Origin of the sequence: Nitratireductor indicus C115 (genome assembly GCF_000300515.1) — a bacterium.
GTDB lineage: Bacteria > Pseudomonadota > Alphaproteobacteria > Rhizobiales > Rhizobiaceae > Nitratireductor > Nitratireductor indicus.
On the sequence record NZ_AMSI01000001.1, the window covers coordinates 503,878 to 519,821 of the forward strand.

General features: G+C 61.0%; 18 protein-coding genes. 15 read left to right on the forward strand and 3 right to left on the reverse strand.

The features are described 5' to 3' along the window. Nucleotides 1–19 precede the first annotated feature (19 nt). From NA8A_RS02425 to NA8A_RS02435, 3 genes are all read left to right on the forward strand, one after another. Nucleotides 20–832, forward strand: coding sequence for an aldolase (locus NA8A_RS02425; RefSeq protein WP_009755800.1), 813 nt, complete (start codon nt 20–22; stop codon nt 830–832). A gap of 147 nt (nt 833–979) precedes the next feature. Next, complete coding sequence (locus NA8A_RS02430) at nt 980–1,243, forward strand: DUF6460 domain-containing protein (RefSeq protein ID WP_009755801.1); 264 nt, start codon at nt 980–982, stop codon at nt 1,241–1,243. A 97-nt stretch (nt 1,244–1,340) separates the two neighbouring features. Continuing rightward, nucleotides 1,341–2,657 (forward strand): MATE family efflux transporter, encoded by a 1,317-nt coding sequence (locus NA8A_RS02435; RefSeq protein WP_009755802.1) that lies wholly within the window; start codon nt 1,341–1,343, stop codon nt 2,655–2,657. Between the two features lie 19 nt (nt 2,658–2,676). Here NA8A_RS02435 and NA8A_RS02440 read toward each other — a convergent pair whose 3' ends face one another. Together NA8A_RS02440 and NA8A_RS02445 are read right to left on the reverse strand one after the other, a co-directional pair. Then, nucleotides 2,677–3,768: a quinone-dependent dihydroorotate dehydrogenase gene (locus tag NA8A_RS02440; protein WP_009755803.1), complete on the reverse strand. Its 1,092-nt coding sequence runs from the start codon at nt 3,766–3,768 to the stop codon at nt 2,677–2,679. Next, nucleotides 3,765–4,112, reverse strand: coding sequence for a DUF952 domain-containing protein (locus NA8A_RS02445; protein ID WP_009755804.1), 348 nt, complete (start codon nt 4,110–4,112; stop codon nt 3,765–3,767). The genes NA8A_RS02440 and NA8A_RS02445 overlap by 4 nt, the downstream gene beginning before the upstream one ends. A gap of 239 nt (nt 4,113–4,351) precedes the next feature. Here NA8A_RS02445 and NA8A_RS02450 point away from each other — a divergent pair, with 239 nt between their 5' ends. Beyond that, entirely contained in the window at nt 4,352–4,783 is a 432-nt protein-coding gene (locus tag NA8A_RS02450; protein ID WP_009755805.1) for a hypothetical protein, read from the forward strand. A 16-nt stretch (nt 4,784–4,799) separates the two neighbouring features. On the opposite strand, the gene NA8A_RS02455 is transcribed toward NA8A_RS02450, so the two are convergent. Then, entirely contained in the window at nt 4,800–5,174 is a 375-nt protein-coding gene (locus NA8A_RS02455; protein WP_009755806.1) for a hypothetical protein, read from the reverse strand. A 171-nt stretch (nt 5,175–5,345) separates the two neighbouring features. Between NA8A_RS02455 and NA8A_RS02460 the strand changes: the two genes are divergently transcribed. The 11 genes from NA8A_RS02460 to NA8A_RS02510 all read left to right on the forward strand — a co-directional run bounded on the left by NA8A_RS02460 (nt 5,346) and on the right by NA8A_RS02510 (nt 15,940). Beyond that, a complete protein-coding gene (locus NA8A_RS02460; RefSeq protein ID WP_009755807.1) occupies nt 5,346–6,248 on the forward strand; it encodes a LysR family transcriptional regulator in 903 nt (300 codons plus the stop codon). Nucleotides 6,249–6,359: 111 nt separating this feature from the next. Next, the gene (locus NA8A_RS02465) at nt 6,360–7,562 is read left to right on the forward strand and encodes an amino acid ABC transporter substrate-binding protein (protein ID WP_009755808.1); all 1,203 of its coding nucleotides are present in this window, start codon (nt 6,360–6,362) and stop codon (nt 7,560–7,562) included. Between the two features lie 78 nt (nt 7,563–7,640). Then, nucleotides 7,641–8,507 carry a branched-chain amino acid ABC transporter permease gene (locus NA8A_RS02470; RefSeq protein ID WP_040671641.1) on the forward strand — a complete coding sequence of 289 codons (867 nt, stop codon included), beginning with the start codon at nt 7,641–7,643 and terminating at the stop codon, nt 8,505–8,507. Next, on the forward strand, nt 8,504–9,451 hold the full coding sequence (locus NA8A_RS02475; RefSeq protein ID WP_009755810.1) for a branched-chain amino acid ABC transporter permease: 948 nt from the start codon (nt 8,504–8,506) through the stop codon (nt 9,449–9,451). The genes NA8A_RS02470 and NA8A_RS02475 overlap by 4 nt, the downstream gene beginning before the upstream one ends. Further along, nucleotides 9,448–10,203, forward strand: coding sequence for an ABC transporter ATP-binding protein (locus NA8A_RS02480; protein ID WP_009755811.1), 756 nt, complete (start codon nt 9,448–9,450; stop codon nt 10,201–10,203). Before NA8A_RS02475 ends, NA8A_RS02480 begins: the two co-directional genes overlap by 4 nt. Further along, nucleotides 10,196–10,915, forward strand: a complete 720-nt coding sequence (locus tag NA8A_RS02485; RefSeq protein WP_009755812.1) for an ABC transporter ATP-binding protein — start codon at nt 10,196–10,198, stop codon at nt 10,913–10,915. Before NA8A_RS02480 ends, NA8A_RS02485 begins: the two co-directional genes overlap by 8 nt. A gap of 28 nt (nt 10,916–10,943) precedes the next feature. Further along, nucleotides 10,944–12,422 (forward strand): aldehyde dehydrogenase family protein, encoded by a 1,479-nt coding sequence (locus tag NA8A_RS02490; RefSeq protein ID WP_009755813.1) that lies wholly within the window; start codon nt 10,944–10,946, stop codon nt 12,420–12,422. Beyond that, complete coding sequence (locus NA8A_RS02495) at nt 12,415–13,230, forward strand: aspartate dehydrogenase domain-containing protein (protein WP_009755814.1); 816 nt, start codon at nt 12,415–12,417, stop codon at nt 13,228–13,230. Before NA8A_RS02490 ends, NA8A_RS02495 begins: the two co-directional genes overlap by 8 nt. Nucleotides 13,231–13,261: 31 nt before the next feature. After that, the gene (cnbZ, locus tag NA8A_RS02500; RefSeq protein ID WP_009755815.1) at nt 13,262–14,023 is read left to right on the forward strand and encodes a 2-amino-5-chloromuconate deaminase CnbZ; all 762 of its coding nucleotides are present in this window, start codon (nt 13,262–13,264) and stop codon (nt 14,021–14,023) included. Then, on the forward strand, nt 14,020–14,865 hold the full coding sequence (locus NA8A_RS02505) for a fumarylacetoacetate hydrolase family protein (protein WP_009755816.1): 846 nt from the start codon (nt 14,020–14,022) through the stop codon (nt 14,863–14,865). The genes cnbZ and NA8A_RS02505 overlap by 4 nt, the downstream gene beginning before the upstream one ends. A 421-nt stretch (nt 14,866–15,286) precedes the next feature. Next, nucleotides 15,287–15,940, forward strand: coding sequence for a response regulator transcription factor (locus NA8A_RS02510; protein WP_009755817.1), 654 nt, complete (start codon nt 15,287–15,289; stop codon nt 15,938–15,940). Nucleotides 15,941–15,944: the final 4 nt, after the last annotated feature.

The window sequence follows — 15,944 nt, forward strand, 5'->3', positions numbered from 1 at the left end:
CGTAGAACGGAGAAATCCCTTGGCACATTCCCTCAATATTTCTGACAAGACGGCTTCCGGCGGCAAGCAGGAGACGATGGGGCACAACCGTCCGGCGCTCGACAGCGATGAGGTCTGGCAAGCCCGGCTCGATCTCGCAGCCTGTTTCCGCTTTGCTGCGCGTCTTGGCATGCATGAGGGTATCTGCAACCACTTTTCCGCCGTCCTGCCCGGCCATGACGATCTCTTTCTCGTCAATCCCTATGGCTACGCCTTTCAGGAGATCACGGCCTCGAGCCTGCTTGTCTGCGACTTCAACGGCAATGTCGTGGACGGCGATGGTCAGCCGGAAGCAACGGCCTTCTATATCCATGCCCGCCTTCACAAGAACGTGCCGCGCGCCCGTGTCGCCTTCCACACCCACATGCCCTACGCGACGGCGCTCACCATGGTGGAGGGAGATCCGCTGGTCTTTGCGGGCCAGACCGCATTGAAATTCTATGGCAGAACCGTTGTCGACGAAGACTATAACGGACTGGCCCTGGATGAAACCGAGGGAGACCGGATTGCGGCCTCGGTGGGCGATGCCGACATTGTCTTCATGAAGCACCACGGTGTGATGGTGCTTTCGCGCAGCATCGCGGAAGCCTGGGACGATCTCTATTATCTGGAACGCGCCTGCGAGGTACAGTGCCTGGCCTTGTCCACGGGGCGGAAGATCGTGCCTGTCAGCAAGGATGTAGCCGAGGCCACGGCGCGCCAGATGCGCGACGGCGATGAAGAATCCGCGCGCCTCCACATGGAAAGCCTGCACCGCATCCTTACGGTGGAGGATGCCTCCTACCGCGCGTAAGGGATAGTCCGCGTCTGAGCGCAGATATCCGGCGCCCGCATGGCGCCTGCGGTTTCGGTGCCATATGCACGATGAAGCCAAAGCGCTTCTTGCCATGGCAGCAGCCTGTGCGTATCTCTTCTCCATCAGGATCAGGGAGCACGAACGGTGTCTTCACTTACCAGGTTTCTCGGCGACAGCCCGTGGCGCGTGATCATCAAGCTTTTGGTGGTCTCGCTCATCGTCGGTTTTGTGATGAGCGCGTTTCACTGGTCTCCATGGGATATTTTCTATGCCATGCGCGATACGGTCGCGCATCTCTGGAATATGGGCTTCGAGGCGCTTGGTCGTTTTGCGAGCTATATCGTTCTGGGGGCTGCGGTCGTCATCCCGGTTTTCATCATCATTCGCGTCTTGAGTTATCGTCGCTGAGGGTGGGTGTTTGAGCGCAGGCGCGTCGGTCTGTTCGCCAGTCCTCCGGGGTCATTAGGTAAAAACCGTGGAACAGTCTCTCCCGCAGCAGCGGGCAATGCGTCCCTTCGAGGTGACGAACCGGCTCGTCCTCGGGATAGCGCTTCCCATGACCTTTGCCTATCTGACAACGCCCCTGCTGGGCATTGTCGACACGGCGATCATTGGTCAGTTCGGTGACGCCGCGCTTCTTGGCGGGCTTGCAGCCGGCGCCATCGTATTCGATGTGGTCTTCACCACTTTCAATTTCCTGCGCGCAGGCACCACGGGTCTGGTTGCGCAGGCCTTTGGGCGCGATGATACGTTGGAGGAGCAGGCGGTTCTCCTGCGCGCTCTGCTGATTGCGATTGTGGCTGGCTTCGTGATCGTGCTCCTGGGACCGTTCATCAATGCCGGGGGAATTCTGTTCATCGACCCGGAACCGCGTGTGGCCGAGGCGATGAACGCCTATGTATCGGTGCGCATTCTGGGAGCTCCGCTTACGCTCATCAACTATGCCATTCTGGGTTACGTACTTGGCAGGGGTGAGGGGCTTCTGGGGCTGTTGCTTCAGATATTGCTCAACGGAGCAAACATCGCCCTGTCGGTTTTGCTCGGTCTCTATCTCGGTTGGGGGATTGCGGGCGTTGCCTGGGGCACGTTGGGCGGCGAGGCGCTGAGCGCGCTGGTCGGTTTTGCGATTCTGGTACGTCGTTTCCGTCAAGGCCCGGGCGTTGCGCGGTCGCGTGTCTTCGATCTTCCGGAAATCATGCGCATGGTGGCGATGAACCGGGATATCATGATCCGTTCCTTTTCGCTGCTGGCGGTCTTCGCCCTGTTCACGCGCGAGGGTGCGCAGTTCGGCACGCTTACATTGGCCGCCAATGCGGTTCTGATGAACTTCTTCCTGATTTCCAGCTATTTCCTGGACGGGCTTGCAACCGCCGCAGAGCAGCTCGCCGGCCGCGCGGTGGGCGCGCACTATGAACCGGCCTTCCGCCGTTCGGTCCGGCTCACCGGTCTGTGGGGTTTTGGGGTCGCGCTGCTGATGGCAGGCTTTTTCCTGCTCTTCGGCAGCGATCTGGTAAGCCTTATTGCGCGTTCGCCGGAGGTCCAGGCGGCTGCCGGCATCTATCTTCCCTGGGCCGCGTTCATTTCCGTGGCAGGCGTTCTGGCATTCCAGATGGATGGGGTGTTCATTGGCGCCACCTGGTCGCGCGATATGCGCAACATGATGCTCGTCTCTCTGGCGATCTATCTTGTGGCGCTATATTCGCTGACCGCCGTTTTTGGCAATCACGGGCTTTGGGCAGCCCTCTATGTTTCGCTTGTCGCAAGGGGCATGAGCCTTGCTTCCATTCTGCCGCGTCGCACCCGGCAGGTATTTGCTTCATAGAGCGTCCTGCGAGGCTGCCTCAGTCGAGCTGGCGTTCAGCCCAGGCGTCCACGCGGCTGTCGCGAATCTGGCGCAGAGAGGTGAGGTTTTCTCGCTGGGCGTAGGCGCTCATGCCTGCCACGATCTGGCCCGGCAGCGAAGCGCCTCCGAAGATCATGCTTGTATAGATCTGCACGAGATCGGCGCCGGCGCGGATTTTCTCCAGTGCCGTTTCCGTCGAGTGGACGCCGCCGACCCCGATCAAAGGCATGGCGGGCCCCACAAGCCGCCGCATGCGAGCCAGAACCATGGTCGAACGCTCGAACAGGGGCTGGCCGGAAAGCCCCCCAGTCTCATGCGCTTTCCGGCTGGTTGCCCCGCGGCGGGACAAGGTCGTATTGCTGATGATCAGGCCGTCGATCCGCTTGTCGAGCACCTCTACGGCGATATCCGCCATGGCGTCTTCTGTCAGATCGGGTGCGATCTTCAGGAAAAGCGGTATCGGTGCGCGGCGTTGCTTGGCCACTTCATCGCGTGCTGCAAGTACGCGTTTCAGGAGTTCGGAGAGGTTTTCCCGGTCCTGAAGGGCCCTGAGGCCGACTGTGTTGGGCGAGGAAATGTTTACCGCCAGATAGGAAGCGATGTCGCCGAAGGCGCGCACGCCGGTCTCGTAATCGGCGATCCGATCGGCGCTGTCCTTGTTGGCGCCGATGTTCACGCCCACGATGCCGCCATTGTTGGCACGCTGCTTCAGCCTTTCGCGTACGGCAACGAGGCCGTCATTGTTGAAGCCAAGACGGTTGATCAGGGCACGATCCTCTTCCAGCCGGAAGAGACGGGGGCGTGGATTGCCGGCCTGTGGCTGCGGTGTCACCGTGCCGCATTCAACGAAGCCGAAACCGAGCCGCAGAATGCCATCCGGTGCTTCGGCATTTTTGTCGAATCCGGCTGCAAGACCGAGTGGATTGGGGAAGACCATGCCCGCGACGATGGTCTTGAGCCTGCGGCTCGCCTCCCGTTCGCCGCACACCGGCACACCGCTTTTCAGCGCCATGATGGCAAGCCTGTGCGCATGTTCGGGATTGAGGCGGAAGAGCGCCTGGCGAGCCAGCCGGTCGAGGGTCGGATTCATTCAGCAGGTCCTGGAAAAACATGCATCCCATCTTGCCCGAGCGGCAATGGCTTTACCCAGTGCACCGTATCGAGGGCGAGCGGCCCGTAGAGATGGGGAAAGAGTGCGCCCCCGCGCGACACTTCATAACGGAGCGCATCGCCGAGCGCTCCAGCATCCACTGCTATCAGAAGCAGGTCGTTCTGGCCGGAAAAATGCTTGGCCGCGGTTTCAGCCATCTGTTCGGCGGTCGAAAAATGAATGAAACCGTCTGAAAGGTCGATCGGAGCGCCGTGAAAGACGCCCGTATCTTCGGCTTCGCGCCAGAGCGGGCGCGGGCAGATCTTGTAAATCAGTGCAGCCATGTGAGCGGCTATACTGGTTATGCAGGTTAAGGGAAAGGGCTGAAAACTGATTTTCGGGGATTGCCCCCGATCCCATTTATGGCGCATTCCCTTGGCACCATCTAACATGCCGTTCGAGCCGGTATATTTTGCGGCTGGATGGAGGCATCCGACATCCGCGCGAATGCGGAAAACAACGGGATTGAGCGTGTTCATGTACCGGGATTGGTGCGTGGCGCGGTGGAAGTGGAGCGGAGAAGATGCGCAGAAACCTTACCCTGGCGGCGACCCTTGCCGCTGTAGCCCTCGCCGGTCCAGCTCTTGCCCAGGATGCCGAGCGCTTCCGGCTGGAGCGTACGGATGACGGCTATGTCCGCATGGATACGAAGACCGGCGCCATGTCGATCTGCCGCGAACGGCAGGGGCAACTAGTCTGCACGCTGGCCGCCGATGAGCGCACGGCCTATGAAGACGATGTCGCCGTGCTTCGGGAACGCCTGAAGGCATTGGAGGATCGCGTTGCCACCCTGGAGACGGGAGGCTCCAAGGCCGATATTCCGAGCGAGGAAGAGTTCGACGAAACTCTTGGTCTCATGGAAAAATTCATGCGCCGTTTCATGGGCATCGTGAAGGATTTCGAGAAGGAAGAAAAGGCGCCCGATACGGGCAAGCCGGCGCCTGACCGTACCTGAACAGGCGCTGCAAGGTTCAGATTAACGCGCGTGCCAGCCGTACTCCCATGGCGGCTGCAAAGAGGCTGCACCCGGCCGCGAAGCTGAGTGTGGCAAAGTGCATGTAGACGTCGGCCAAAATCGACAGGAAAATCTTGCGGCCATGCCTGCCGGCGGGGCGTGCTTCCGGCGCAAGGCAGTTCCATGTTTCCGTTCGGCCTGGTTTCTGGCGCGAAGTGGTTTGCGCCTTCAGGATCAGAATCTGCGCCATCACCAGGGTCAGAAAAGCGCCGGCCATGAGCGCACGCGCAAGATCGAAGGAAAAACTCAGCATGACGAGGCCGATGGCCAGCGTGCCGAACATGACGGCCCGTCCGACGCAGGTAACGGCAACAGCGTAGATTTTGTCCATTGGGTCAATCCCGTCGGTTTGACCTCCCGCAGCCAGAGTGTGCCAAACCATGGGTTCAGGCAAGTAACACTTGCGCGACAGACTGCGGCAAACCGTGCCCATATTGTCTTCCGGCAAAATGTCGTTCTAGCTTGAGGGCAGCGGTTCGAGGCGCGGGAGTGACGCAGGCGAATGGATACGGCTTTTTATTATTTCGAGACGGTGGTCGAACTGGGGTCGATCCGCAAGGCGGCCGAAAAGCTGCATATCTCCGCCTCCTCGATCAGTCGCCAGATCCAGAAGCTCGAATATCTTTATGGAACCACGCTTCTGGTGCGCCAGGCGCAGGGCGTTCGCCTCACGCCGGCGGGGGAGCTGGCTGCCCGCTATGTGCAGAGCCGGGCAAAGGAACTGCAGCGTTTGCGCAGCTCAATCGATTCCCTCAAGAACCTCGATAGCGGCCACGTGGTCATCTATACGGTGGAAGGCATGATCGGCGGGCTCCTTCCGCGCGCGCTTGCCACATTCGGAGAGCAGCATCCGGGCATTACCTATGAGGTCTGCACTGCCAGCACAGACGAGGTAATGCGGGCGGTCGCGGAAGATCGCTGCGACATCGGCATCTCCTTCCAGCCCTATCCGCGACCTGAAGTGGAGATGCTGTCGAGCTTCCGCCAGCCTTTGATGGTGGTCGTTTCCTCCGCGCACCCCCTGGCCGGACACAAGGAAATCCAGATGGGCGATATCGGCGATTTGCCGGTGGGCCTGCCCGATCGCTCTTTCGGCATTCGCCATCTGGTCGATCACGCGGTGAAGGCCGATCTTCTGACGCTCAACATCCGGCTCGAGACAAACTCCATCGACATGATGCGCCAGTTCGCCCTGCAGAATATGGGGCTTATCTTTTTGCCGGCCTTCTCCTTCGAGCGCGAGCTGGCCTCGGGCGAACTCGTTGGAATACCGATTGTGTCGCGCGCGCTTTCACTTTCCACCACGCAGATCTGCAAGCGCGCCGAGGTCGAGCTTACGCCTTCGGCGGGCAAGCTTGCTGCGGTCATCATCGAGACGGCCGAAGCCTTTTCGCGTGTTGCATGAAATGCAACACTGTGTGCTCACATTGATGCTTCCTTGACGCACCTAGTTTCCCCTAGGGTGTGAGCCACTACGCAATGTCCAATCCAAATAAGAGACATGAGGGGTACTTCTATGGGATTTTCTTTCAAGCCGTGGCTGCTCTCGGTGATGGGTGCCGCAATGATGGCGGTTCAGCCCGCCGCAGCACAGGAAACGCTCCGCATCGGTGCGCCGCTGCCCTTGACCGGGCCGCTTTCGCCCGAGGGGCTGAAGCAGCAGCGTGGTTATGACCTGTGGGCCGAGACGGTCAATGGCAAGGGCGGTATCGAGGTGGGTGGCAAGACCTACAATGTCGAGATCGTCTACGTGGATTACGAATCCAACACACCGCGCGCCGTGCAGACCGCCGAACGCCTGATCACCAATGACAAGGTCAACTTCCTGTTCGCGCCATTCGGTTCCGGCGCCGCCAAGGCGGCAAGTTCCGTTGCCGAGCGGTACCAGATTCCCATGATCGCGGCGACGGCCTCGTCCTCCAGCGTTTACGATCAGGGTTATAAATACCTGTTCGGCACCTTCACGCCGAACCAGACCCTGACGGCGCCGCTCACCAACATCGTCGCCGATTCCGGTCAGGGCGTGAAGACTGTGGCGATCTATGCCCGTAACGATCTCTTCCCGCTCGCCATTGCCAATGAGATGAAAGCCTCGGCGGAAGCCAAGGATCTTGAGGTCGTCTCCTTCGCGGAATATGCGATCGGCACGATGGATCACGCCTCCGCGTTGACGCTCATGCTCCAGTCGCAGCCCGACTGGGTTTTCATCACCGGCTATATCAACGATCTCATCCTGATGCGCCGCCAGATGGCGGACCTCGGCATCAAGCCGAAGGTTCTGACCATGATCGCCGGTCCGGCGTATAAGGAGTTCATCGACGCGACAGGCCCGCTTTCGCAGAATGTAACCAGCGCTGCGTGGTGGCATCCGGCCGTGTCCTATGAAGGCAAGGATCTGTTTGGTTCGACGGCCAACTATGTGAAGGCGTTCGAGGACAAATACGGTGCAACGCCGGATTATGCCGAGGCCTCCGCCAGCGCTGCCGGTGCGATCCTTCAGCTTGCCATCGGCGATGCCGGCTCCATCGATCCGACGGCCGTGCGCGATGCGCTTGCCGCGATGGACACGGTGACCTTCTACGGCAATGTGCGCTTCGACGAGACCGGCCAGATCGATTCTCTTGAGCCGCCGGTCTTCCAGATCCAGGATGGCACGACCAAGACGATCTATCCCGAAGCCGTCAAGCAGGGCGAGATGCGCTACGGCGACATCCAGTAGTCCACGCTTCGGCATTTCCTTAGATCGCATGAACCGCCGGCCATGGTGCCGGCGGCCATCGAACCCACACGGTATTCAATGCTTTACGCACAGATCCTCCTCAACGGCCTTGTGCTGGGCGGGCTCTATGCCTGCATCGCGGTAGGCTTCTCGCTGGTCTGGGGCGTGCTCAACGTCATCAATATCCTGCACGGATCCTTCGTTGTGCTCGGCTCCTACATTGCCTATTTCGCCTATGTGCATCTGGGCATCCACCCCTTCCTGTCCGTGATCCTTGCGGGCGGCGCGCTCTTTGCGCTGGGCTATGTGGTGCAGGCCGGTCTCATCAACCGTGTCGTGGGCGCACCCGTCCTGACCACGCTCGTTCTGACCTTCGGCCTAGACCTGATCTTGAACAACGGCATGATTGTCGCCTTCACGGCGGATTATCGCACGGTGCAGCTCGCGCATCCGCTGGGCAGCACCGTGGTCGGCGGCCTCGTTCTGCCGCTCGACAGGCTGGTGGCGATGCTCCTTGCCTGTGTGCTCACGGTCATTCTCTATTTCGTTCTCGTCCGCTCCAGCATTGGCCGCGCCATCGTCGCTGTGCGTATGGATCGGGAAGCGGCGGCCCTCATGGGCGTCAACGTCAAGCGCATCTATGCCATCACGTTCGGTCTCGGAGCCTTGATGGCGGGCGCTGCGGGCAGCCTCCTCAGCCTGATCTTTCCGATTTCGCCGCTCAATGGTTCCGAGTTTCTGGGCATTGCCTTCATCGTCTGCGTGCTGGGCGGTCTCGGCAGCATTTCCGGCGCCATCGTCGGCGGTCTTGCCCTTGGTGCCATCCAGAGCTTCGGCGCGCTTCTGATCGGGCCGCAGCACGGGCTGACCATCGCCTTCGTGCTTCTCATCATCCTTCTCATCTTCAAGCCGACTGGCATTATGGGCCGCAGGGGGTACGAATGACGGTGCGTCCCATCTACGTCCTCGCCGCGCTTCTCCTGGTGGCGTTCCTGCCGCTCGTCGGCGACAACTATGTCCTGCGTCTTGGCACAATGTTCGCCATGTACGCAGTTCTCGCCCAATCCTGGAACATCATCGGCGGTTATGCCGGCTATCCCTCCTTCGCGACAGCGGCCTTCTTCGGGCTGGGTGCCTATGCGGGAGCTATTCTCCAGGGCAACGGTCTGCCCATGCCGCTCGCCTGGCTTGCAGCCGGCATCGTGGCCGGCCTTTTCGCAGCCCTGATGGGAGCGGCCATCCTGCATCTCAAGGGCCATTATTTCGCGATTGCGAGCCTGGTGCTTGCCGAAGTTCTCCTTGAGGTCACCACCTCCTGGACCAGCCTCACGGGCGGTGGCATGGGGCTCAACCTGCCGGTCATCCGCATGTCGGTGGAAGCGCAGGCGCAGCTCTTTTTCTGGGCCATGCTCGGGCTTGCCGTGCTCACCTTCCTGATGAGCTGGTACGTTTCGTCAAGCCGCATCGGCTTTGCCCTTCGCTGCATCCGGCAGAACGAGGATGCGTCTTCCATGGTTGGCGTCAACACGACCTTCTACAAGGTTGTCGCCTTCGTCCTGTCGGCGCTTTTCGTCGGTTCCGCAGGCGCTCTCTATGCGTCCTGGGTTTTCTATATCGAGCCGCCGGACGTCTATTCCGTCCTGACATCCGTCAAGCCGATCGTCATGGTCATGCTTGGCGGTGCGGGCACGGTCGCCGGACCGGTGATCGGCGCAGCAGCGTTCCTCGTGATGGAGGAAGTCGTGTGGCGCAATTTCCTGTCGATCCATTCCGCCGTGCTCGGCCTGCTGATCGTCGCCCTCATCTTCTTCCTGCCCAACGGTGTCCTTGGTTTCATCAGGAAGCGTAAGCGGACCGGCGCAGACCATAGCAAGGAGACGGCCGCATGAGCATTCTCACACTCAAGGGCGTTTCCCAGCAGTTTGGTGGATTGCGGGCGGTGGACGATGTCGATCTGGCTGTCGAGCCTGGTGAGATCGTAGGCCTGATCGGCCCCAATGGTGCCGGCAAGACGACGCTGGTGAACCTGGTGACTGGCGTCTACAAGCCGACCTCGGGAAGCATCGAGTTCGACGGGCAGCGCATCGACGGGCTCAAGCCCTATCAGATCAGCCGGCTGGGCGTTGCGCGCACCTATCAGGTGGTGCAGCCCTTCCCGGAAATGACCGTGCTTGAAAACGTCATGGCGCCTGCCACGTTCGCCGCCGGTGCAAAGAGCGTAGCCGAAGCGCGCGACGAGGCGATGAGCGCAATCGAATTTCTGGGGCTTGCGCCCCAGAAGGACGTGCTCGCCGCCGAGCTCACGCTGGCTGGCCGCAAGCGGCTGGAGCTCGCCAAGAGCCTCGCCATGAAACCGAAGGTGCTTCTGCTCGATGAGGTCAATGCCGGGCTTAACCCGGCTGAGATCGATGTCGCGCTGGAGATGATCCGCGCCATTGCCGCGCGGGGCGTCACCATCATTCTCATCGAACATCTCATGAAGGTCGTCATGAACCTTTGCTCGCGGATCGTGGTGCTGCACCACGGCGCCAAGATCGCCGAGGGCCTGCCCCTGGAGATCACACGCGATGAGCGTGTCATCAAGGCCTATCTCGGCAACCGCTATGCCGAGGCAAACCCGGGAGGAAAGGCCAATGGCTGAACCGTTCTTCCAGATCAAGGGCCTTGAGAGCGGCTATGGCGAGATCCGCGTCCTGTGGGGTGTCGATCTCGAGGTAAACCGCGGCGAGATTGTCTGTCTCATAGGCTCCAACGGTGCCGGCAAGACCACGCTTCTGCGCACGGTTTCCGGCTTGGTGAAGCCCGCTGCCGGCAGCGTCCGTATCGAGGGCGAGGAGTTGGCGGGTCTCGAATGCAAGGACATCCTTTCGGCGGGTGTTGCTCATGTGCCGGAGGGACGGCGTCTGTTCCGCACCATGTCGGTGCGCGACAACCTGCTCATGGGGGCCTATCTGCGCCGTCGCGACAAAAGCGTGGACGAAGACCTGGAACGGGTCATGACCATGTTCCCACGCCTGGCTGAAAGGGCAAACCAGGATGCGGCCACGCTCTCCGGCGGCGAGCAGCAGATGTGCGCCATTGGCCGCTCGATCATGAGCCGCCCGAAACTCTTGATGATCGACGAATTGTCGCTCGGCCTGGCGCCGCGCGCCGTCGAATTGCTGGGCGAATCCCTTGTCGAGATCAACAAGGCCGGGGTCTCTATTCTGCTGGTCGAGCAGGATGTCATGACAGCGCTCGACCTTGCCCATCGCGGCTATGTGCTCGACCGCGGCCGCATCGTGATGGCCGCTCCTTCCGAAGAACTGCGCGAGGCACCTGCTGTGCGCGAGGCCTATATCGGCGCCTCCTGATGCTGACACATCTTGAAAGTTGAAGACGATGAACCTGTCCGTGAATTCTCCGATCCGTGAAGATGATATCCTCTCCCCCTATGATGGAAGTGTCGTCGGCCGTATGCCAGTGGCCGGCGAGGCCGAAGTCGATGCCGCCGTGGAAAAGGCGCTCAAGGGCTTTGAGGTCATGCGGCGTCTGCCGCGCTTCATCCGCGCCGATATCCTGGACCGTGCCGCCGATATTATCGATGACCGTCGCGAGGAATTCGTCCGGCTGATCGCCGCCGAGGCGGGTAAGCCCCTCTACGATGCGCGTGGCGAAGTCTCGCGCTCCCTGTTCAACCTGCGCAACGCGGCCCGTGAGGCCCGTGCTTTTTCCGGCGAGGAGGTGCCGCTCGACGTCGATAGCGCCGTCTTCGAATATCAGACGAGCAATGCCGATGGCGGAGCGCTTAAGCTCGATCGCGCCGACCTCGACACGCTTGCAAATCTCGGCCGCCGGGTCGGCATTGCGCGGCGTTTCCCCATTGGGCCGATCCTGGCGATCACACCGTTCAATTTCCCGCTCAACCTGGTCTTGCACAAGGTGGCGCCGGCGCTTGCCGTGGGCAATTCCGTGATCCTCAAGCCTGCACCGCAGACCCCGTTGACAAGCAAGCTTCTGGCAGAGGTGCTGCTTGAGGCCGGCCTGCCGGAGGATGCTCTGGTGGTCGTGCACTGCGATGTGCCCCTGGCCGAAAAGCTGGTGCGCGACGACCGGATCCCCATGGTCACCTTCACCGGTAGCGCCGGTGTGGGCTGGCACATCAAATCCATCGCCGGCAAGAAGAAGGTTTCGCTCGAACTGGGCGGCAACGGCGCCGTGGTCGTTTCGGATGACGCTGATATCTCTTTCGCGGCGGCACGCTGCGTGCGTGGTGGCGTCGTCTATGGCGGCCAGTATTGCATCGGTGTGCAGCGCATCCTCGTGCACGAAAAGGTCTATGACCGGTTCGAGGAAGAACTGGTCTCCCGCGTCCGGGCATGCGCCGTCGGCAATCCCTTGGAAGAGGGCATCGATGTCGGGCCGGTGATCGACGAACGTTCGGCGATCCGCATCGAAAGCTGGATCGACGAAGCCGTCGCTCAGGGCGCCCGCGTCCTGACCGGTGGCAAGCGCGACCGCGCCGTGATCGAGCCGACGGTGCTGACCGACACCACGATGGATATGAAGGTCGAGGCCGAGGAGATTTTCGGTCCGGTCGTGACGCTCAACAAGGTGGCAAGCGCCGAGGAGGGCGTGCAGCGCGCGGCCAATTCGCGTTACGGGCTCCAGGGCGGCTATTTCACCAATGACATGCGCGCCGCTTTCCGCGCGCTGGAGACCTGGGATGTGGGCGGCCTGATGATCAACGACGTGCCGATCTATCGCATCGACAACATGCCCTTCGGGGGCTGGAAGGATTCCGGCCTTGGGCGCGAGGGAACGCGCTATGCCATGGAAAGCATGAGCGACATCAAGTTCCTCGTGTTCAACTATGGCTGACATCCGCAGGGTTGCGGTGGCGGGGCTCGGCTCGGTCGGGCTCCGTGTGGCCCGCGCGCTTGACGAGGGAATGGACGGATTGCGCCTTGTCGCGGTTGCCGCAAGCAGCCCCGAAAGCGCCGCGCGCCGCATTCGCGATTTCCGTTCCGCACCCGGTATTGTCTCTCTCGACAAGGTGGCGGACGAGGCGGATATCGTGGTGGAGTGCCTGCCGCCTGCCGTCTTCACGGAGCTTGCCAAAGGCGTGTTTGGCCGACAGGGCCGGACATTGGTCGTTGCCAGCGTGGGGTGCCTTCTGACGGTTCCGGGCATTCTGGACAAGGCGCGCGCTTCGGCGACCCGGCTCATAGCGCCCTCCGGCGCGGTCGCGGGTATGGATGGGTTGCGCGCGGCGCGTGAGATCGGGCTTGAAGCGGTGCGCCTGACGACCCGCAAGCCGCCAGCTTCCTTTGGTGAGACCGTCGTGGTTGAGGGGCTGGCGAGGTCCACGGCATCGATCGACCGCGCCGTGCGGCTCTTTTCAGGAAATGCCCGCCAATCCGTTGTGGCGTTTCCGAAGAATGTGAACGTGGCGGCAACTATCGCGCTTGCCGGCGCAGGACCCGAGGCGACGGCAGTCGAACTCTGGGCCGATCCGTCCGTGGCGGTGAACACGCACGAGCTGTACGTGCGCTCACGCGCAGGCGAGATGAAGGTTGTCTGCGCCAACCTGCCGGACGAAGCCAATCCCCGGAGCAGCGCCATCACCGCCTTCAGCATCATTGCCGCGCTGCGCCGCCTCGATGCGGCGCTGACGGTCGGCTCGTGATTTTTCCAACATTTCAACAGAGGACGTGAGAATGCAGACCAAGACCATGCAAGCCGGCGGCTATGAATATATTCCCGGCGTCATGCAATATTCGGCGGGCGTTTCCGCGCTTCCCGGATATCGCCTTGTGCGTGTTCGCTTCGACGAAGTGGTGCCGCTGAAGCAGGGTTTCGAGCGGATTGCGGCTCATCTGAAAGCGGTCGGACGTCCGCTGACGGCGTTCTGCGCTTGCGAACTGCGCTCTCCCGGCCAGTTCACTGAGGCAGGTTTCGAGGAGTTCAACCGCGTCTACACCGGCACGCTTCGCGATTGGGGCATCATGACCGGCAGCGACAATCCCGTCGGCCGTTCCAATGTCTGTCCCGAGATCGGAGCCCCGGCCGAGCCAGGCTTCCACGCTTTCATCTACACGGTTGAAGACAAGGACGCGCCGAAGACCTTCGCAATCGCCGGTTCCGGCGAGGCTCCGGAAGGCAAGGGCAACTACCGCGATCACATCGTGCGCCTTGGTGACACCTCGCCGGACGCACTTCGTGAGAAGGCAGCCTACGTGCTTGGCGAGATGGAGCGCCGCATGGCTCATTTCGGCGGTTCATGGAATGACACGACCGGGGTGCAGATTTATTCGGTTCACGATATTCATCCTTTGGTCGCAACCGAGATCGGCCCGCGCGGTGCCCACCGCAACGGCATGACTTGGCATTTCAACCGCCCGCCGGTGGTCGACCTTGAGTATGAAATGGACTGCCGTCGAATCTTCGACGAGACGGTCCTGCCTGGAGGAAATGCATGAAACTTCTCAGATACGGTGAACCCGGAGCCGAAAAGCCGGGAATGCTGGATGCGGGGGGACGCATCCGCGACCTGTCCGGTGTCATCGGTGACATCGATGGCAAGGCAATTGCCCCCGCTTCCCTGCAGAAACTGGCGGCGCTCGACCCGGCTTCCCTCCCGCTTGTGGATGGGGAGCCCCGCCTTGGCCCATGCGTCGCCGGAGTGGGCAAGTTCGTTTGTATCGGTCTCAACTATGCTGACCATGCGGCGGAATCCAAACTCGACCTGCCCAAGGAGCCCGTGGTCTTCCTCAAGGCCAACAGTGCAATCTGCGGACCTAACGACACGGTTCTCATTCCCCGCGATTCCGAAAAGACCGACTGGGAAGTCGAGCTTGGTGTAATCATCGGCACGGGCGGAAAATACATCTCCGAGGAAGATGCGCTGTCGCATGTGGCCGGCTATTGCGTAATCAATGACGTTTCCGAGCGCGCTTTCCAGATCGAGCGCGGCGGCACATGGGACAAGGGCAAGGGCGCTGACACGTTTGGCCCTGTCGGTCCCTGGCTGGTCACGGCTGACGAGGTTGCCGACCCGCAGGCGCTGAAGCTGTGGCTGGACGTTGACGGCAAGCGATATCAGGACGGAACCACCGCCAACATGGTGTTCGGGGTCGCGCATCTCATCAGCTATCTCAGCCGCTTCATGAGCCTTGCCCCCGGCGACATCATCTCGACGGGTACGCCGGCCGGCGTCGGCATGGGGCAGAAGCCGCCCATCTATCTGCGCGCGGGCCAGGTGATGGAGCTTGGCATTGAAGGGTTAGGCACGCAGCGCCAGAAACTCGCCGACGACCGCTAGCGTATTTTGCAGTCAAGTGGAATCATCTGACGTCTGCACAAATGCGGAAAAACAAAGAGATAGATCGGGTCAGGGTTTCCGTGAAACGGCGACCGCTCCAGAACATCTCTCCTGACCAAGGCAGGGAGGAACCCAGAAATGGGCGCCTCCCTGCTTGCTTCTGCCGCAGAAGATGCGACGAAGACGAACGGCTGAAATGGTTCGGGTATGACATTGCCCAAACCTCTTTTTTGAAATGCTGTTTCACTGCGCAAACCCGCTGTGTGGGTTGCGAATTGCCGGGTATTCTTCCCGTTTTCCGGGAACTCTTTCCCACACCCCCCGTAATAATCTTGAAAAGAATGCGGTTCCCCGCATAATCGGCGCGCAACCTGCGGCGCGATGACCGCCTGAGAACCAAGCTGCGGGCCGGGAGGGACAATTGGCTTCAGGTTACAGATTTCTGGTCGCCGACGATCATCCATTGTTTCGCGGTGCGCTGCGGACTGCGCTTTCCGGCCTTGGTGAGGGCTGCGAAATCCTTGAAACCGGCGACTTCGACGGTGTGAAGTCCCTGGTCGAGGAGAATGTGGATCTCGTACTGCTCGATCTTTCGATGCCCGGTGTGAGCGGTCTTTCAGGCTTGATTGCCCTGCGTGGCATGAACCCGTCCGTCCCGGTATCGGTCGTGTCGGCGCATGACGATCCCGAAACGATTCGCCGCGCGCTCGACCTCGGTGCGTCCGGCTTCATCTCCAAATCGGCAAGTATGGAAGAAATTCGGCGTGCCGTGCGCATGATGCTGGACGGTGATGTCTACACACCCGAGAACATCGATCTGGGTGCCGAGGCGGATCCGGAGATCGCCGATCTGATACAGAGATTACAGATGCTGACGCCCCAGCAGACCCGCGTTTTGGGCATGCTTGCGGAAGGGCTTCTCAACAAGCAGATCGCCTATGAGCTCAATGTCTCCGAGGCGACGATCAAGGCCCATGTTTCCGCGATCCTGCAGAAACTTGATGTCGACAGCCGAACTCAGGCCGTCATTCGTCTCTCCCGCATCGGCGCCGAAGCCATCGCCCAGGAAAATTGATCTT